Annotated in this window: 16 protein-coding genes and 1 tRNA gene; 4 read left to right on the top strand and 13 right to left on the bottom strand. The window is 60.0% G+C overall.

Annotated elements, in window-relative coordinates; all coding sequences use genetic code 11:
• Window positions 1–933, top strand: coding sequence for a DMT family transporter (locus ABD013_RS00180; RefSeq protein WP_343800445.1), 933 nt, complete (start codon window positions 1–3; stop codon window positions 931–933).
• A gap of 22 nt (window positions 934–955) precedes the next feature.
• Here the strand turns inward: ABD013_RS00180 and ABD013_RS00175 are convergent, their stop codons facing one another.
• Together ABD013_RS00175 and ABD013_RS00170 are read right to left on the bottom strand one after the other, a co-directional pair.
• The gene (locus ABD013_RS00175; RefSeq protein ID WP_343800441.1) at window positions 956–1825 is read right to left on the bottom strand and encodes an oxygenase MpaB family protein; all 870 of its coding nucleotides are present in this window, start codon (window positions 1823–1825) and stop codon (window positions 956–958) included.
• Window positions 1826–1863: 38 nt separating this feature from the next.
• On the bottom strand, window positions 1864–3315 hold the full coding sequence (locus ABD013_RS00170; RefSeq protein WP_343800438.1) for a DNA recombination protein RmuC: 1452 nt from the start codon (window positions 3313–3315) through the stop codon (window positions 1864–1866).
• A 130-nt stretch (window positions 3316–3445) separates the two neighbouring features.
• Between ABD013_RS00170 and ABD013_RS00165 the strand changes: the two genes are divergently transcribed.
• Window positions 3446–4834: a mannose-1-phosphate guanylyltransferase/mannose-6-phosphate isomerase gene (locus tag ABD013_RS00165; RefSeq protein ID WP_343800435.1), complete on the top strand. Its 1389-nt coding sequence runs from the start codon at window positions 3446–3448 to the stop codon at window positions 4832–4834.
• A 42-nt stretch (window positions 4835–4876) separates the two neighbouring features.
• A tRNA-Gly gene (locus ABD013_RS00160) sits at window positions 4877–4950 on the top strand.
• A 196-nt stretch (window positions 4951–5146) separates the two neighbouring features.
• Here ABD013_RS00160 and ABD013_RS00155 read toward each other — a convergent pair.
• Together ABD013_RS00155 and ABD013_RS00150 are read right to left on the bottom strand one after the other, a co-directional pair.
• Complete coding sequence (locus ABD013_RS00155; protein WP_343800432.1) at window positions 5147–6256, bottom strand: carboxymuconolactone decarboxylase family protein; 1110 nt, start codon at window positions 6254–6256, stop codon at window positions 5147–5149.
• A gap of 27 nt (window positions 6257–6283) precedes the next feature.
• The gene (locus ABD013_RS00150) at window positions 6284–7135 is read right to left on the bottom strand and encodes a class I SAM-dependent methyltransferase (protein ID WP_343800429.1); all 852 of its coding nucleotides are present in this window, start codon (window positions 7133–7135) and stop codon (window positions 6284–6286) included.
• 149 nt (window positions 7136–7284) lie between these two features.
• Here ABD013_RS00150 and ABD013_RS00145 point away from each other — a divergent pair, with 149 nt between their 5' ends.
• Window positions 7285–7983 carry a winged helix-turn-helix transcriptional regulator gene (locus ABD013_RS00145; RefSeq protein WP_343800426.1) on the top strand — a complete coding sequence of 233 codons (699 nt, stop codon included), beginning with the start codon at window positions 7285–7287 and terminating at the stop codon, window positions 7981–7983.
• Here the strand turns inward: ABD013_RS00145 and ABD013_RS00140 are convergent, their stop codons facing one another.
• The 9 genes from ABD013_RS00140 to ABD013_RS00100 all read right to left on the bottom strand — a co-directional run bounded on the left by ABD013_RS00140 (window position 7984) and on the right by ABD013_RS00100 (window position 18614).
• Complete coding sequence (locus ABD013_RS00140; protein WP_343800422.1) at window positions 7984–9231, bottom strand: OmpP1/FadL family transporter; 1248 nt, start codon at window positions 9229–9231, stop codon at window positions 7984–7986.
• A 155-nt stretch (window positions 9232–9386) separates the two neighbouring features.
• A complete protein-coding gene (locus ABD013_RS00135) occupies window positions 9387–9719 on the bottom strand; it encodes a 4a-hydroxytetrahydrobiopterin dehydratase (RefSeq protein WP_343800419.1) in 333 nt (110 codons plus the stop codon).
• Window positions 9720–9814: 95 nt separating this feature from the next.
• Window positions 9815–11026: a glycolate oxidase subunit GlcF gene (gene glcF, locus ABD013_RS00130; RefSeq protein ID WP_343800416.1), complete on the bottom strand. Its 1212-nt coding sequence runs from the start codon at window positions 11024–11026 to the stop codon at window positions 9815–9817.
• Window positions 11027–11037: 11 nt separating this feature from the next.
• Entirely contained in the window at window positions 11038–12102 is a 1065-nt protein-coding gene (gene glcE, locus ABD013_RS00125; RefSeq protein ID WP_343800413.1) for a glycolate oxidase subunit GlcE, read from the bottom strand.
• On the bottom strand, window positions 12095–13603 hold the full coding sequence (locus ABD013_RS00120) for an FAD-linked oxidase C-terminal domain-containing protein (RefSeq protein WP_343800410.1): 1509 nt from the start codon (window positions 13601–13603) through the stop codon (window positions 12095–12097). Before ABD013_RS00120 ends, glcE begins: the two co-directional genes overlap by 8 nt.
• Before the next feature lie 24 nt (window positions 13604–13627).
• Window positions 13628–14053 carry a GlcG/HbpS family heme-binding protein gene (locus ABD013_RS00115; protein WP_343800407.1) on the bottom strand — a complete coding sequence of 142 codons (426 nt, stop codon included), beginning with the start codon at window positions 14051–14053 and terminating at the stop codon, window positions 13628–13630.
• A gap of 43 nt (window positions 14054–14096) precedes the next feature.
• Window positions 14097–16286, bottom strand: a complete 2190-nt coding sequence (locus tag ABD013_RS00110; RefSeq protein ID WP_343800404.1) for a malate synthase G — start codon at window positions 16284–16286, stop codon at window positions 14097–14099.
• Window positions 16287–16359: 73 nt separating this feature from the next.
• Window positions 16360–17916 (bottom strand): TRAP transporter large permease, encoded by a 1557-nt coding sequence (locus ABD013_RS00105; RefSeq protein ID WP_343800401.1) that lies wholly within the window; start codon window positions 17914–17916, stop codon window positions 16360–16362.
• Entirely contained in the window at window positions 17913–18614 is a 702-nt protein-coding gene (locus ABD013_RS00100; protein ID WP_343800398.1) for a TRAP transporter small permease subunit, read from the bottom strand. Before ABD013_RS00100 ends, ABD013_RS00105 begins: the two co-directional genes overlap by 4 nt.
• Window positions 18615–18617: the final 3 nt, after the last annotated feature.

The raw sequence follows: 18617 nt of genomic DNA, 5'->3' as shown, positions 1-18617 counted from the left end.
ATGAGCCCCCAACGACGCCATCTCGACCTTTTTGCCATCAGCATTCTGCTGATACTCTGCCTTGGCTGGGGGTTCCAGCAGATCGCCATCAAACTGGCCGCCAATGATATCGCACCCACACTGCAGATCGGTCTGCGCTCGGCGTTTGCCGCCACGGTACTGCTGTTGCTGATGCTGCGCAGCGAAGGCCTGAAGCTGTTCAGTGACGGCACCCTGAAAGCGGGCCTGCTGGCCGGCCTGATGTTCGGCGTCGAATTCCTGTTCGTCGGCGAAGGGCTGGTCCACACCAGCGCCTCGCACATGGTGGTCTTTCTCTACACCTCGCCAATATTCACCGCCCTGGGCATGCATTTTATCCATCCGGATGAACGCCTGAGCCGCAGCCAGTGGAGCGGTATCGCCCTCGCCTTTATCGGTGTCTGCATCGCCTTCCTGGGTTCGGGCAACAGCGAGGGCACCAGTCTGCTGGGGGATGCCTATGCGCTGGCAGCCGGTGCCACCTGGGGCTTCACCACGGTGGTGATCCGTGGCTCGAAGCTGTCGGAAGCGCCAGCGGTGAAAACCCTGTTCTATCAGATGGCCGTAGCCGCTGTGCTGCTGATCGGCGCCGCCTTCCTGATGGGCAACGGCGCGATGAACTGGACACCGGAAACCACCATCAACATGGCGTTCCAGGCGGTACTGATCGCACTGGCCAGCTACCTGACCTGGTTCTGGCTGCTTAAACGCTACCTGGCCTCGCGCATGGCTACGTTCGTTTTCATCACCCCGCTGCTGGGGGTAGTGTTCGGCGTGCTGATTCTGGATGAGGTGCTGACCGCGAATTTCGTTGCTGGTGGCAGCCTGGTACTGCTGGGTATCTTTCTGGTCAGCGCCAAGGACCTGCTCAATCGGCGCAAGGCCAAGCGGATCAGCGAGGCACTGGACTCCTGATGTGACCCGCAAGCGGTCTCGCTCACTCCATCCCCAGGCGCCGCTTTGCGCGCCTTGAGACGCCGTTTCTGAGCGCCCAGCGCAGGGTCGGGGCGAGCAGCTGCATACCCGACTGGATCAGCAAACGCTGAGGCCGGCTGAGCCGGACACCGGCCATTTCCCGCCCCCACTCCGGTAACAGATCAAGCCCGGCTCGGGCCATCAGATAGCCCACCGGCTGGGTCAGTCGATTTGGGGCCGGTGCGGCGAGCAACAGTTGCAGCACCTCCTCCGTCCGGCTGTCGAAACAGAGTTGCGGCCGCATTCGTTCAATATACGCATCGATCTGCTGGCGGTTGCGGGGGACGTTCTCGGCCCCCAGGGCCTCTGCGATAGAGGCAACCTCGTCGAAATAGCGATCCTGATCGCCTGTACTCAGATTGGGGTCGCCATAACGCAGATAGCCTGCCATGAAGCTTCTGACCTCGGCCACATGGACCCAGGTAAGCAGGTCCGGATCATTGGCCGAATAGGCACGTCCATCCGGCGCATGGCCGTGAACATGGCTGTGAATCTCACGCACGCGCTCAATCAGCCACTGAGCATCAGCGGTGGCAGCGAAGGTAGTGCCGGCGATGAACTGGCTGGTTCGGCGCAGACGGCCAATCATGTCCTGTCGGAAGCTGGAGTGGTCCCAAACGCCAGCCAAAGCCAAGGGGTGCAGCATCTGCAGCATCAGCGCGCCGATCCCGCCACAGAGCATGGATGGGAAGTCAGCGTGCACTTTCCAGCAGATACTGTCAGGCCCGAACAGGCCAGGGTCTCCCTTGGGATTTTCGTAATCGATCTGATTGAGCGACAGCCCGGTGAGGCTGAACACCTGCTGCTCGATACGCTGCCTGATAAATTCCATGCGAGTCCTTGATATTCCTTTTACCTGAACCGGGCACCTCAGGTGCCGCTATCCAGCTCCAGCCGTGCCTTGTCGACCAGCTCGGCCGGCAGTTCCTTCTGTACCGACACCCCCAGATCCTTGAATTCGGCCGCCTGCTTGATCAGGTTGCCGCGCCCGGAATAGAGCTGAGCGAAGGCTCGGTCATAGCTGGTACGAGCCCCATCCAGCTTCTTGCCCACATCCTGCATGCTGGTCAGGAAGCTGTTGAGCTTGGTGTAGAACTTTTCGGCCCGATCGGCCAGTTCAGCAGTATGACGGCTCTGGTCCTCGAAGCGCCAAAGCTGACGCACGATGTTGAGGCTGGTCAGCAGCGTGGTCGGTGTTGCCACCAGCACGTTCTGCTCCAGCGCCCGCTGGTACAGCGTCTCGTCCGCCTTCAGCGCTTCCACGTACGCGGACTCAACCGGGATGAACATGATCACGATCTCCGGTGAGTTCAGCCCCGGCAAACGGTCATAGCGCCGCTCGGCCAGTTCCTTGATGCGGTCGGAGACAGCACGGGCGTGTTCACGCAGTGCCTGCTGTCGCTCGCTGTCCTGCTCGGCGTTGACATAGCGGGTGTAGGCCGCCAGCGAGGTCTTGGCGTCGATGATCAGATGCTTGTCACCGGGCAGATAGACGATGGCATCCGGGCGCTGGCGGCCCTCCTCAGTATTGATGCTGACTTCACGCTTGTAGTCTTGTCCCAGGCGAAGACCGGCGTTATCAAGCACGTTTTCCAGCATCAGTTCGCCCCAGTTGCCCTGCACCTTCTTCTGCCCCTGCAGCGCTGTGGTCAGCTTTTCCGCCTGGTCGGTGATCGCCTTGTTGAGCAGCTGCAGATTCTGTAGCTCGGTTCTCAGCTGCACCCGCTGCTCGGTCTCACGCAGGTGGATATGCTCCACCTTCTCGCGGAAGCCTTTCATTTCGTGCTGAATCGGGTTGAGCAGCTGGTTCAGGCTGTTCTGGCTCATCTCGGTGAACGCCTTGCCCTTGCGCTCCAGGATCTCGCTGGCCAGTTGCTCGAACTCCTTCTTCAACTGCTCGCGGCTCTGCTCCAGCTGACGTAGCTGTTCACGGAAATGCAGCTCCTGCTGCTCACGACGCGAGGTCAAAGCGCTGTGTTCAGATTGCAGCTGCTGATACTCGACCTGTAGCGCTTGATGGCGCTGCTGCTCCTGCTGCCACCAGCTCTGGTACTGCTGCAGCGCCTGATCACGCTCCTCGGCACGGGTCTGCAGCCGGCCCAGCTCCACCTGCAACTGGCCCTGCTCCTGCTGCAGAGACAGGCTCTGGTCACGCAGCATATCGGCCTCGTCCTGCAGCTGTTCGGCCTGACGTTGCAGCTGCTCATTGTCTGACTGCAACCGCTGCAAAGCGGTGGAGGCTTGCCAGCGGGTCAGGGCCCAGACCGACAGGGCAACCAGGCAGGAGGCGACAAGGGCAGGAAGCAGGATTTCAGGCGTCATCGGTTCTTAATTCACGGCAAGTTTTTCAAGGTATTAGCCGCATGTTAGCAGACCCGGTGCAGCTGTCTCACCCGTAGCGAGTTGATTCTGGAGTACAATCGCCCTTTTGCAGCAAAGATACGAGCCCGCGATGCAAGCCGTGATCCTGGCCGGTGGTACCGGCAGCCGCCTCTGGCCCCTTTCCCGCCAGCATTACCCCAAGCAGTTCCTGACCCTGGACGGAGAGGCCTCCCTGCTGCAGCAGTGCCTGCACAGAGCAGCCCGGCTGTGCCAACGGCCCGCACTGTTGATCGGACAGGACGAGCACCGCTTTCTGCTCGCTCAGCAGCTGCAGGAAAGCGGCCTTGAAGGTCAGATCATTCTGGAGCCGGAAGGTCGCAACACCGCCGCGTCGCTGACGCTAGCCGCCCTGGCCTGCATTGAAGACACGCCTGACGAACTGCTGCTGGTCCTGCCCGCCGACCAGCGCATCACCCCAGTGGAAGCGCTGCTGCAGGCCGTAGAAGAGGCCAAGTCCGCCGCGCAGCAAGGCGATTTCTGTGTCTTCGGCCTGACGCCGAGCCACCCCGAAAGCGGCTACGGCTATATTCTCGCGCAACAAGACGGCCGGGTGGAGCGCTTTGTGGAAAAGCCGGCGGTGGATAAAGCCGCCCAGTTGATCCAAGCGGGTGCCCTGTGGAACTCAGGCCTGTTGCTGTGCCGGGCGGACACCTGGCTTGAAGCGGTCGAGCGACAACAGCCTGAACTGCTGAAAACCTGTCGCCGTGCCTGGGGTCAGCGGCAGCGGGATCTGGATTTCATTCGGGTTCAACCCGATGCCTTTCGCCAGTCACCATCGATTTCGATCGACTATGCCGTGCTGGAGCATGAACAACGCCGCCACTGTACCCGCCTCGCCGCCGACTGGCAGGACCTTGGCAGCTGGGAAGCGCTGGCCCAACTGAAAGCCGACCAGGCCGATGAACACGGCTGCCAAATCCAGGGCAACACCTTGCTGCAGAGCTGCCGGGATACTCTAATCTTCGGCGAGCAGCGCCTGATCGCCGGTGTCGGGCTGGACCGGCTGCTGGTGGTCGACACGCCGGACGCTCTGCTGCTGGCCAACCGCGATCAGATGGACAGTTTCGCTCCGCTGCTGCGCCGCCTGGGGGAACAACAGCGCCGTGAGCTCAAACTTCACCCTCGGGCCTATCGTCCCTGGGGATGGCATGAGATTCTGACGGAAGGCCCGGGTTTCAAGGTCAAGACGCTGAGTATCAAGCCCGGCGAGTCCCTGTCGCTGCAACGTCATCAGCACCGGACCGAGCACTGGATAGTGCTGTCCGGCACCGCACAGATCACCCGAGGCGATCAATGTTTCGAACTGGAGGCCAACGCTTCCACCTTTATCGCTTGCGGCGAACGGCACCGGCTGCAGAATGCCACCGATGAAGCCCTGTTGATTCTGGAAGTACAGTCCGGTGAACGGCTGGATGAAGAGGATATCGAACGTTTCGAGGACCGGTACGGCCGAACGTAAAAGCTGTACCTCTGCCCTGATCGTGGTAGTCTGGGGTCCTTCGCGGGTGTAGCTCAATGGTAGAGCAGAAGCTTCCCAAGCTTAAGACGAGGGTTCGATTCCCTTCACCCGCTCCAGCCTTATTGGCATTCAGCAAGTCATCTTTACTCCACTTCTTTAAGGGGCTGATTGCTGCTCCCCATGATCAAGAGCACATCAGTAGAGGCTCGGTGGCCAAGTGCACTGGCTTGCAGCCAGCGCACCTGACCGATACAGCGTTCAGGCTTTAGTCAAGTTTCTCGGTTCTGCATCCGGTACCTCATCTAATGAGCTTCAGGCCACGCGTTTTTCCTGCTCTGGTGCTGCGGCAAGGCGGGCAACATGGTTCGCGAAGTAACGCGCTGCCGTGAAGGTCGACCAGGCCAGTATGCGGATGAAGCGTTCCTGATCCCGCTCGTCACCCAGTACCGCCTCAATGATCCGGTCGTCTATCTGGTATGACGCCTTGGCTATCAGCAGCGCAAAGCGGGCTATATCACGCGCCTCACCCTCAAGCCCCTCGGTTTCGGTTTCAACCCATTGGCGGCTGATCGGCATCTTCTCGTTCTGCCAACTCTGCAGCCTTGCATGTACCAGCCGCTGGGTTGCTTCAGGCACAATGCCCTGCGCCTGCCGTTCCACTGCTGCTGTCCACTGGGCCAGGGTGCGAGCGATTCGCGGGTTGGATTCCGCCCAGTGCAGGTCCGCCGGCAGCTCAGCGTCCGGCAGGAGATGCAGGCTTCGGCCCGGTTCCAGTGGCGAGATATGCGTAGCACGCAGCTCCCCGCCGAAAATCCATAGTGCAGCAGCTTTGGCGGTATCCAGACCCAAGGGGGCTTTAACAGGCGAACCATCCATGACGATGTGGCTGAAGCGATTGATATCACTCAACGCCATCAGCGCACCTATCGCTTCAGGCAACTCATCTTCGGTGAAGGGTAAACTCAGGGGAGCTTCGGCCCCTGAAGTGGCAACCGCTCGAACCCATAACAAACGCTCTCTGAGCAATGGGTCATCAATCTGATTTTCCCGCTCGTTGAGAATCCGGGCGGCATCTTCGTGACGATCACCCGCATGCACCAGACTGACCAGCATGTCTCCGCAGTAGGGGCAGTCATTGATACCTGACAGCGTTGCGGTCATCGCCTCCTTGGTGGTGCGATCGAGACGATCGTCCACCAGAGCGGTCTCTCGCCCGGCGCTCCAGATTGCAGCCAGAAGAGAGGGCACCCGAGAGCGACTGGTCAGTGATCCGTTAATGAAAAAGTCTTCGACGATCATGTCATACACTTCCGCCACGAGTCCTGTGGCCTTGTGACGTGGCACCGCCTCCACGTAGCGCATGGTTTTGAGTGACAGGGTATCGAACAGCCAAAAGCGCAGTTTTTTCGGTAAAAGAGCCATAACAGTGTCCTCCTGATTCAGGGCGTTTCAACGTCGTGTGGCAATCACGTCCAGATATTCACCCTGAATGCTGATACCACCGTTACCATCCGGCAGACTATGGGTGCGATAGATCTCCCGCAGCTCATTGAACAGGTCCTGCTGTTCGGTCGTATTGATGGCTTCAAACGCCCTCTTCACCGGCCCGAAGGTGGAACGAAACAGCGTCACCAATTCATCGCAGGAAAATGTGTAGCGCCACTTCGGGTATAGCTTTCGGCTGAGTCGAATATTGGTGAAATGCCCAGACAGTCTTTCTCTGACCGTGGATTCATCGCCCCACAGCATGGGGGAAATCGCTCCAGGCGGTGGCGGCACTCGTTTGGCGATCGCCTTGAACATCTGTGCCGGCATGCTATCAGGCGTCCAGTTACACATGTGGAGAGTGCCGCCGGGGCGCAGCACCCGTCCCAACTCGTGGCTGACTCGATCCGGACGGGGTGCGAACATGGCGCCAATCATGCTGACCACTACATCATAGGTGGCGTCTTCGTATTGCAGTGCCTCGGCATCTCCCTGGTCGAAATGTGCGTCGATTCCCTCGGCTCGAGCCCGCAGGTTAGCGCTGTCGATGAGATTTTGTGCAATATCCACACCGGTAACCCGAAGCCCCAGACGTGCTGCCGGCAGCGCCGACTGACCCGTGCCACAGGCTACATCCAGCAAACGCTGTCCAGGTTGCAGTTGCCAGTTCGACACGATTTCGATGGCGCCCTTCTCCATGTATTTTGCGAAGTGGGCATAATCACCATCCTCCCAGGTTGCCTTCTGTTTCTGCTTGAGGGCAGTAATCGCTTCGCCTGTCCATGTATCCGCAATGGATTGTGCTTGAATAGTCATGGCCTGATCTCCGCATTTCATCGGTTTCGTTGGATTTCGCCCTGCTTTGGGCTATGCCTAGAAGGTAGAAGCAGACCGGAATGGCTGTTAGTGCGTGATGTGTAGTAACCCACTACGCATTGTGTAGTTACTCTTGATGAGACAGTAAAATGCTGAAATACGGGCAGTTTTGCCCTGTTGCCAAAGCGACTGAGATACTCGGGGAGAAGTGGACTCTGCTGATCCTGCGCGAACTGTTGCTTGGTGCCACGCGTTTCAGCCAGTTACAAAAAGGGCTGAGCAGAATATCGCCTACCGTATTGAACAAACGGCTTCAGAGTCTGCAGGAAGCCGGCCTGATCATTCGACGGTGCGTTCCGGACCAGCGGGGTAGCGAGTATCAGCTCACCACAGCAGGCCGCGAGCTGTATCCCATTATCATGCAGATCGCAGAATGGGGCATGCGCTGGGCGCGTGGACAAATGTCCGACGACGAGCTGGACGTAGAGCTGTTGATGAACAACGTACAATCAAGGATCGACCCGGAACAGCTGCCGGGGGGGCGTACTATCGTTCATTTCCACTACACCGACCTTCAGCGCTACAACCACTGGTGGATAAAAGTGGATGGCCGGGATGTGGACCTGTGCATCGACAACCCCGGCGTCGATGTCGACGTCAATATCACCACTGACCTGCGTACCATGACTGAGGTATGGCTGGGTGATATTTCAATCAGGAAGGCCCGGGATACCGGCAAATTGAAGATCGTGGCTCCCTCCGCATATACCCGAAACCTCAGGGCCTGGCTCGGCCTGTATTGCCTTGCCGATGTCAGGCCCATGACGCCCGTTAAAACCGGTGTCTGATCAGAACCGATACTGCCAAGCCACACCAACGATGTTCTGACTCATGTTCAGATTGGCCTCACCGCCACCCAGCATTCCCGGAATGGAGTTCTGCCCTTTCACTTTTTCCTCCAACGCACGGGTGTAGGAGAAGGTCAGCGACTGTTTAGGGCTCAGCTGCCAGCTGGCACCGAAGCTGGCGTGGTCCTGAATCACCCCCGGGGCCAGGATGTTGAGCAGTGTCTGGCTGGCCGGGATCGGCTGATCCGCGTGGCTGATACCGGCACGCAGCGTCAATTTCGGGCTGGCAACGTAGATCACCCCCAGCTTGTAGACATCGATATCCTGCCAGCCGAAGCCCGGACCCTGACTGGCGCCCAGCGGCGCATTGGCCGGGAAGGCATTACCGACCGACTTGACCTCGCTGTATTCGATCCGCTCCCAGTCACCGGCCAACGTCCAGCGCGGGTTAACCTGCCAGGCGAAACCGACACCGTAACTTTCCGGCACGTCGAAACCGCCCTGCTCGGCGAACAGACCGCTGTATTTTTCAAAGCGGTCGGTCTCGATGCGGGATGACCAGCTGGCGCCCAGCGTCAGGCTATCGGTGACCTGGCCCTGCCAGCCCAGTTTCAGACCCCAGCCATCGGCACTGTCGTAGCCGTTGTTGGTGACCGAGCCTGGTGCCGAGCTCCAGCCGGCGTTATCGAAGGCCTGCAGGCCTTCGGCGGCAAAGCGCTGATAGACGTAGGTCACGCCGGCACCGATGCTGTGACGTTCGTTCAGCTTGTAGGCCACCGAGCCGGTGACGAACATCTGGCTCAGATCGACACCGGCAGAACCGCTGGAGCCAAAATTGCTGAAGGGGTTGTTGGCATAGGAGGTGTTCATGCCGCCGTTGGCGTACATCGCCAGACCATAGGCCAGACGGTCGTTATGACGGCGGGCGAAACCGGCCTCGGGAATCCAGAAAGGACCATCCTCGTTGCCGTCATAGTGACCGTCCAGGCCAAAGCCATTGACATTAATGTCGGCACTGCGATTCGGATCAAAGAAGGTCAGGCCGGCGTCGTACTGGCTGCCCAGCGCGATCAGCGAAGCCGGGTTACTGGCGGACTTGATGCTGTCATGGGCCAGCGCCAGGCTGACACCCGCCATACCCTGAGCCTTGACGCTGCTGCCGTGCATGAAATAGCCATTGGTCGCCTGAGCAGCGACTGGCAGAGAGGCAAGAGTCAAAACCAGAGTGGAACGAAGCGCGGGTGTCATCTCGATCTCCTTGGATCTTGGTTATTAATACCCGCGCATTTTAGATCTAAACGTTATAAAGAATAAATACCTTTTGGTTATTTAGGTATACCTAATTAAGGATCAGACTAACCAGCAACCGCTGATATTGCGCTCTGTCTGCCGGTACGAATGACTCAGACTTCAGGCAAGCGATCGATTCTCGCTGCCAGCACAAAATCGTTTTCGTGTAGTCCGCCGATCTTGTGGGTCCATATTTCGACGCTGGCGTACCCCCAGCCGAAACAGATTTCGGGATGATGCCCCATCTCCTCTGCCAGATGACCGACATGGTTCACGAAGGTCAGCGCCGTGTTGAAATCGGGGAAAGTGAATTCACGCCGGATGCGGCTGGCATTCTCCGACAGTTGCCAGTCATCGAGCTGTTCCAGATAGGGCGTAATCTCCTCCCGTGTCAGTGTCGGTACACCGCCTCTGCAGGGTATGCAGCGCTTGTCTGCCAATGACATTTTTCAATCTCCTTCATCCAGATGGGTTACTGACAGTCTAGCCGTTCGAGCCTGTGTTGCTTCCGCCCCGGCTTTCGAGCGGAAGGCAAGGTTCATCACTTCGGATCCAGCAGTTCAATCCAGTGCTGAACCGGAACGGCCGCTTTGGAGCCCAGATGCAGCTGGCAGCCGATGTTGGCCGTTACGATGCGCTCAGGCTCGTCAACGGTCAGTGCCTTGAGCTTGTTGTCCAGCAAGCGCTGGCTCATCTCGGACTGAAGGATGGAGTAGGTGCCGGCAGAGCCACAGCACAGGTGCCCATCGCGGGTTTGTGCCAGGTCGAACCCTGCGCCCTTCAGGAGCTTCTCCACGACACCGCTCTGCTTCATCGCATGCTGCAGCGTACAGGGACAGTGCACCGCCACCTTGCCGCTGTCGGCAGGGGGCTTGAGCAGTGACAGATCCTCCTGCAACAGTACCTCGCCAAGGTCCCTGGTCAGTTCGCTGACACGGCGCGCCTTGTCGGCATACTCGGGATCATGCCTGAGCAGATGGCCGTATTCCTGAACCATGGCACCACAGCCGGAGGCCGTCATCACGATCGCTTCGCAACCGGCCTCGATCGCCGGCCACCAGGCATCGATGTTGCGGCGCATGAAGTCCAGTCCCTCCTCGTGGGCCGACAGGTGATAGCTGACCGCACCACAACAGCCCGCCTCGGGCGCCTCAACCAGCGTAATCCCCAGCCGGTCCAGTACCCGCGCAGCAGCCGCATTGGTGTTGGGCGACGATACGGACTGGGCACAGCCGGCCAGCGCCAGCATCACGCGTTCGTGTCGCTGTGCCGGCCAGGGCGATGCCGCCTGAGGGGATGGCACTTTCTGCTTGAGGGATTCCGGCAGCAGCGGCCGTGCCCATTGCCCCAGCTTCAACAGGGGGGCGAAGCGGCCGGGATAGGGCAAAACCTGCCGGATCGCCCAACGCTTCCACTTCTCAGCGACGGGACGCTCCAGTTTCTCCTCCACCAGGCCACGGCCGATATCGATCAGCCGGCCATACTGCACCCCCGACGGACAGGTGGTTTCACAGCTGCGGCAGGTCAGGCAGCGGTCCAGATGGGTACGGGTGCGCTCGGTCACTTCGCCGGTTTCCAGCAGCTGCTTGATCAGGTAGATGCGCCCTCGCGGGCCGTCACGCTCATCGCTCAGCTCCTGATAGGTCGGACAGGTGGCGGTACAGAAACCACAGTGAACACAGGTACGCAGTATCTCTTCTGCTTCCTGCCCCTCGGGTCGAACCCGATAATGTTCGATCAGATCTGTCTTCATGTTGAGCCTGCTTACATCCAGCTATAGACACGTCCGGGGTTGAACAGATGGTCAGGGTCAAAGGCCTGTTTAAGCCGCTGCTGCAACTGCTGCATGGCAGGAGGCAGCGCGTGCATCACCTCCTGCTGGCGGTCGCCGCCGCGATAGAGGCTGACCTGACCACCCGCGGCGGCTGCAATCGCCTCCATGCGCTCCTTCTCGACCTCTCCCCGGTACCAGCGCTGGGCACCGCCCCAGTCCAGCATCCACTCGCCGTCAAGCGCAGCCATCGCCGCGGACGGATTGACCGAGAAACGCCACAAAGGTACCTCGCCATCGAACAGGGTCAGCTGCTGATCACGCAGCTGCTGCCAGAACTGATCCCCGGCCTCGTCGACTTCGCCTTCCCAGCGTGACACCGTTGCCTCCACCGCCGAGTGCGCTCCGCTAAGCCGCAGGTAGAGATGTCCCTGATACCAGCAGGCGGCCGTCAATGGCCGCGATTCCAGCGCGCGACGATTCATGATCCTGATGGCCTCCTCGGCGCCCACTGCCAGCTTCAGCGTGCAGCTGGCCGCCGGCTTCGGCAGTACCTTCAGACTGACTTCGGTGATCACCCCGAGCGAGCCCATCGCCCCGGCCTGCAGCCGTGACACGTCATAACCGGCCACGTTTTTCATCACCTGACCACCAAAGCGCAGGTCCTCGCCCTGGCCGTTGATCATGCGAATACCCAGCACCTGGTCACGCACCGAGCCCCACCAGGGCCTGCCTGGACCAGACTGGTTGCAGGCCAGAGTGCCGCCAAGCGTCGCTTCAGGACCAAACCGGGGCGGCTCGAACGACAGCATCTGGTGCTGCTCCGACAGCGCCGCTTCCAGCTCGGACAGCGTGGTCCCCGCCCGTGCCGTCAGCACCAGTTCGACCGGGTGATAGGTCAGAATCCCACTGTGACCGGACAACTCCAGTCGTTCATGCTCCTCAGTGGCGCTCCGCCCCATGAAGGCCTTGGTATTGCCGCCGACGATCGTCAACGCTCGCCCCTCAGCGCGTGCCGCGAGTACCTGCCCCTGAAGCTGTTGACTCAGATCAGCCATGTCCTTTCTCCTGATGCGAATGGGTCTGGGCCGCAACCGAGCTGTTGGGTTCCAGCCTGGGGTTGAGCGAACGGTACTCCTGACACTGGCGCAGGGTCGGGACCCCCTTGCCCGGGTTCAGCGTGCCCTGTGGATCAAAAGCATCCTTGATGTGATGGAACTGGCCCACTTCCCGGTCGTTGAACTGCACCGGCATCTGTCGGATCTTCTCGATACCGACACCGTGCTCGCCGGTGATACAGCCTCCCACCTCGACACAGAGTTCGAGGATACGGCCACCAAATTCCTCCGTTTTCTCGAATTCACCCGGCGTATTGGCATCGAAAAGAATCAGCGGGTGCAGGTTACCGTCGCCGGCATGGAAGACGTTGGCCACACGCAGGCCATACTCATTGGACATCTTCTGCATCTCGGTCAGCACCTGTGCCAGCTTGCCGCGGGGGATTGTGCCATCCATGCAGTAATAGTCGGGCGAGATACGACCTACTGCCGGGAAGGCCGACTTGCGCCCCTTCCACAGAAGCGCCCGTTCCTCTTCGGAGTGCGAGGTCCTGACGGAGGTGGCACCGAGATTGCGAAACAGGCTTTCCACCGCTTCGATATGCTCGTGTACTTCCTCCTCGGTACCATCCACCTCGCACAGCAGCAACGCCTCGGCATCCACCGGATAACCAGCCTTGGCAAAGGCCTCGGCGGCCACGATGGCGTGACTGTCCATCATCTCCAGCCCACCCGGGATGATCCCTTCGGCGATGATGCGCCCGACCGCGTCACCGGCAGCCTGCACCGAGTCAAACCCGGCCATCACCACCTGAGCCACTTCCGGCTTCGGCAAAAGCTTGACCCGAACTTCGGTCACGACCCCGAGCAGGCCCTCCGAGCCGGTCATCAGGGCCATCAGGTCCATACCGCAGCTGTCGAGCCCCTGGCTGCCCAGCGTCAGCTTCTCGCCTTCAACGGTCAGCAGATCAATGCTGAGCAGGTTATGGACTGTCAGGCCATACTTGAGACAGTGCACGCCGCCCGAGTTTTCAGCCACATTGCCGCCGATGGTGCAGGCGATCTGCGATGAAGGATCGGGCCCATAGTAGAGACCGAACTCCGCCGCCGCTTCACTGATGGCCAGGTTGCGCACACCGGGCTCTACCCGGGCCGCCCGGGATTCCGCATCGATCTCCACAATCCGGTCAAAGCGTGCCATCGACAACACTACCCCTTCGGCATGCGGCATGGCACCGGCACACAACCCGGTACCGGCGCCACGTGCCACGACGGGAACCGCTTGCTGGTGACAGATCTTCAGCACCTGCTGCACCTGTTCGACCGTGCCCGGCAGCACGACCAGCAATGGCATCTCACAGTACATCGACAGGCCATCACACTCGTAGGGGTGCAGTGTCTCGTCATCACTGATCACATATTCGGGCTCGATGAACGCCCGAAAGCGCTCGGCCAGCTCACGCCGTTGTGCCTCTCGCGCGACCGTGTTTACCTGAGTCATAACCTTTCTCCACTGGGGCCCCGGTTAGCCTCTGGCCTTGAGGAAGTGATCGATACCCGCCTGGGCGCAGGCCATATCCTGGTCGGGGGTACCGGAACTCAGGCCGATACCCCCGACCACTTCACCGTCGACACTGACCGGCAGGCCGCCGCCGACGACACAGAGCCGTCCGCCCATCGCCGTGTGGATGCCGAACACCAGGCTGCCGGGCACACACTTTTCGTTGTATTCATGGGTTGCCTTGCGGGCAGCCGCGGCGGTAAACGCCTTGTCCTGGGCGATGGTGACGCTGGTGATCTTGCCACCATCCATGCGTTCAAACGCGACCAGGTTGCCGGACTCGTCCACGATGGCGATACACATGGGCACGCCGATCTCATCGGCCTTCTGTCTTGCCCCCTGGATCAGCAGGCGAGCATCCTGCTGATCCAGTCGAGTGATGGTTAACATGTTCTGGATACCTTCAAGAATGAACTCAGCTACATGACGGGGCTCAGTGCCCCGCCGCCTGTTTCAGTACACGCCGGTGATGGTGCAGCAACGGCTCCGTGTAGCCGTTGGGCTGGTCACAGCCCTTGAAGATCAGGTCGCAGGCGGCCTGGAACGGAATGCTGACGTCGAAAGCCGGCGACATGTTGGTATAGGCCGGATCGCCGGCATTCTGCTTGTCCACCACCTCGGCCATCCGCTTCAGGGTTTCCATCACCTGGTCGTCGGTACAGATGCCGTGTTGCAACCAGTTGGCCAGGTGCTGACTGGAGATACGCAGCGTCGCCCGGTCCTCCATCAGACCGACATTGTGGATATCGGGCACCTTTGAGCAGCCGATCCCCTGCCCGACCCAACGCACCACATAACCGAGAATGCCCTGCACGTTGTTGTCCAGCTCGGCCTGGATCTGCTCGGGGCTCAAGGGCATGTCGCCCAGCAGAGGCGGCGTCAGCAGCAGCTCAAGCGGCGCCAGCTGACGCGACATCAGTTCCTCCTGACGGGCCTGCACATTGATCTGGTGATAGTGAGTCGCATGCAGGGTCGCGGCTGTGGGTGAGGGTACCCAGGCACAGTTGGCCCCGGCGCGCGGGTGCGCCAGCTTGGCTGCCATCATCTTCTTCATCTCGTCCGGCATCGGCCACATCCCCTTGCCGATCTGCGCTACCCCTTCCAGGCCGCAGGCCAGCCCGATATCGACGTTGCGATCCTCATAGGCCTGGATCCAGGGCTGGGCCTTGATCGCCTCCTTGGGCAGGACAGGCCCCGCTTCCATACAGGTGTGGATCTCATCACCGGTCCGATCGAGGAAGCCGGTATTGATGAACATCAGGCGGTTGCGCACTGAACGGATGGTTTCCTGGAGGTTGGCTGATGTGCGGCGCTCTTCGTCCATGACGCCCACTTTCAGGGTATTAGCCGGCAGTCCCAGCGCCTGTTCGACCCGGTTGAACAGCCTGTCGGTCAGCGCTGATTCCTCCGGCCCGTGCATCTTCGGCTTGACGATATAGACGCTGCCGGTGCGGCTGTTGCGATAGCGCCCCAGCCCCTTGAGGTCATGCAGGGCACAGAGGGTGGTCACCATGGCATCCAGAAAACCTTCGGGCACTTCCTGGCCGTCGGCATCCAGTACCGCATCGGTGGTCATCAGGTGCCCCACATTGCGCACCAGCAGCAGGCTGCGGCCATGCAGAGTCAGACTGCTGCCGTCGGGGGCGGTATAGGTCCTGTCTGCGTGCAGGCGACGGGTCAGCTTTCGTCCCCCCTTGGAGAAGGTATCCTCCAGTGTGCCGCGCATCAGGCCGAGCCAGTTACGATAGACACCCACCTTGTCTTCGGCATCAACCGCCGCAACGGAGTCTTCGCAGTCGATGATGGTGCTCATTGCCGACTCCATCAGCACGTCACGCACACCGGCCGGTGACAGCTGCCCGATCGGGTGCTGAGGGTCGATCTGCAGCTCTACATGCAGACCGTTGTTGCGTAGCAGCACACCACAGGTTGCGCCTTCTTCGTGATAGCCGGCAAAGCGCTCCGGATGCTGCAGTTCGGTACGGGTACCGTCTGCCAGCTGCACGCTGAGACTGATCGCCTTGCCCTGCCCCTTTTGCACCCGATACTCCGTCACCTCGGCATGCCCCCCCTGCGCCAGCGGGGCAACGCTGTCCAGGAAGTCTGCCGCCCAGGCGATCACTCGCCGACCACGTTCGGGGTTGAAACTGCTGCCCTTTTCACAGCCATCGGCTTCATCGATGACGTCAGTGCCATAGAGCGCATCGTAGAGGCTTCCCCAACGTGCATTGGCAGCGTTGAGGGCAAAGCGGGCATTGCTGCAGGGCACCACCAGCTGAGGGCCCGCGATCCGTGCGATCTCGTCATCCACATTCTCGGTCCCTATGCGGAAGGACTCACCTTCCGGCAACAGGTAGCCAATCTCGGTCAAGAACTGCATGTAGGCTTGCACATCGAAAGGCGTATGCTTGTTCGCCTTGTGCCAGCCATCGATTTCGGCCTGGAGGCGGTCCCGCTTCTGCAGCAAGGCCAGGTTTTCGGGCCCCAGGTCGTTCAGGATCTGCTCAAAAGCGCTCCAAAAATCGACCGGGTCAACTCCGGTTCCGGGTGCAATTTCATCGTTAACAAGGGCATAGAGGGACGAGTCGACCTGCAGGCCACCCGCCTGGATTCGATTATTCATATCCAGATCTCTTTTTCTGATTATTGTTTAAGGTCTGGCGGAGCCTGGGCCCCGCAAAGGGAAAATCAGTTCATCAGCCGTACACCAGGTTGGGCAGCCAGGTGATCAGTCCCGGGAAGAGGATGCACAGCATCAGCCCCGTCGCCTGAAGCGCCAGGAACACCAGAGAAGAGCGGAAGATGGTGCCCATGGAAATCTCCGGCGGACAGACACCGCGGATATAGAACAGGGCATAGCCGAACGGCGGGCTGAGGAAGGACATCTGCATGTTGACCAAATAGAGCACCCCGAACCAGAGCACCACGTCCTTGCCCGGTACTGGCGGCAGACCGAACAGGCCTTCGAACTCCAGTGCCTGCACGATCGGGATGAAGATCGGCACTGCCAGCAGCAGGATACCCACCCAGTCGAGGAACATGCCCAGGATCACCAGCAGCACCATCAGCAGGAACAGGATGCCGTAGGGCGACAGCCCGGTACCGAGAATGGTCTCGGTGATGAAGGCCTGACCTCCCTGCAGGATGTAGAAACCGACGAATACTGAGGCACCGAACATGATCCAGAGCACCATGGCAGATGCCTTGGCGGTGGTGACCGAAGCCTCACGCAGCGCCTGCACCGAGAAGGAGCCGTGCTTCCAGGCCACCAGTACGGCACCAAAGGAGCCAATGCCGGCCGCTTCCACCGGCGTGGCGACGCCACCGAACAGAAGCCCGAGAACCAGCATCACCAGAACGATCGGCGCGATCAGATCTTTCAGCAACATCAGTTTCTCTGAGAAGGATATCCGTTCCTCCACCGGCACCGGTGGCCCCAGATCCGGATTGAGCATAGTGCGAATCAGGACGTATGCGATATACATGCCGGACAACAGCAGGCCCGGTACAACCGCCCCCAGGTAGAGTTCGCCCACGGACTGCTGTGCCACCACGGCGTACAGAATCGCCAGGATCGACGGCGGGATCAGTATGCCCAGGGTGCCCCCGGCCATGATCGAGCCCAGCGCGATCTGGTGATCGTAGTGTCGCTTGAGCATCGCCGGCAGCGCGATGATGCCCATTGTCACCACGGCGGCACCGATGACGCCCACCATGGCCGCCAGAATCGTGGAGGCGATGATCGTCGCCGTGGCCAGGCCGCCGCTGAGACCGCCCATCCACTTGTAAACCACGTTGAACATCTCCTCGATCAGGCCGGCACGCTCAAGCATCGAGGCCATGAAGATGAACAGCGGAATCGCGGCCAGGTCGGAGTTGGTCATCATCGGGAAGATACGACCCGGGATGATGTTCAACATCATCGCATCGCCCACCAGATAGATGAATACAACGCCAAGGCCACCGGTCACGAATGCCAGCGGCAGCCCCATCATCAGTGCTACCAGCAGGGAGCCGAACATCAGGTAGGTCAGCGGGCCTATATCCACATTGCCGAGGATGCCCGCCAGGCGAAACAGAAAGTACTCATCACCGTAGGGGTCGTAGAACAGGATATTGATCATTTCGATCAGTACCACAAAACCCAGGCCAAGGGTTGCGATGATCATCAGCCAGGTGCCCAGCACACCGCTCAGCGGCCTCTGGTGCTGTAACGGATGTTGAATTTTGGTATCTGCAGCAGAACTGCTCATTGTGCACCCTCCCGGCCCATGCGCACGTACAACGCAATATCCTTGATCAGTTTTGACACACCCGCGAGCAGGATCAGCAAAGAGCCAAGCAGCATCATTCCCTTCACCGGCCAATACTGGATGCCCCAGGTTTCCACCGTGGTTTCACCCATGCCGAAGGAGTCCTTGAAGAAGGTCCAGGAGGTGCCTGCCAGTGCCAGCGTGAAGATGAAAAAGAACATTGAAGTGAAGATATCCATACCCACCCGGCCTCGTTCCGGCAGCAGGTTGTACATGACGTCTACCCGCACATGCCCCCCCTCCAGCAGGGTGTAAGCCCCCGCCAGCAGATACTGCATCCCGAGCAGCAGAAAGCTGGCCTCGTGGACCCAGATGGTCGGCATATTGAAGAAGTAACGCATGATCACTTCATAGAAGTAGAAACAGACGGCATTGATGGTCCAGAATGAGACAAAGACACCCGATTTTTCACTGGTCCAGTCAATCAGCCGTGTCAGCGCGTTACCCTTGAACCGGGTATGAATGACCGGGTCTTCATCCGCCTGCACTTCGCCCATGATCGGGTGAGACTCGGCCAGATGCCCCTTGCGTTTTTCGGCGCGCCAGTTCAGCGCCATCATGATCAGCGGCATTACCGCCAACCAGCCCCAGTAGAGCCAGTGCGGAAGTACAAAGCCGAAACCTTCAAGATCGGACATGTT

The sequence above is a fragment of the Marinobacterium maritimum genome (genome assembly GCF_039523155.1).
Taxonomy (GTDB): domain Bacteria; phylum Pseudomonadota; class Gammaproteobacteria; order Pseudomonadales; family Balneatricaceae; genus Marinobacterium; species Marinobacterium maritimum.
Note: the sequence above shows the minus strand (reverse complement) of the source record. Positions and strands in the feature narration are given on the sequence as shown.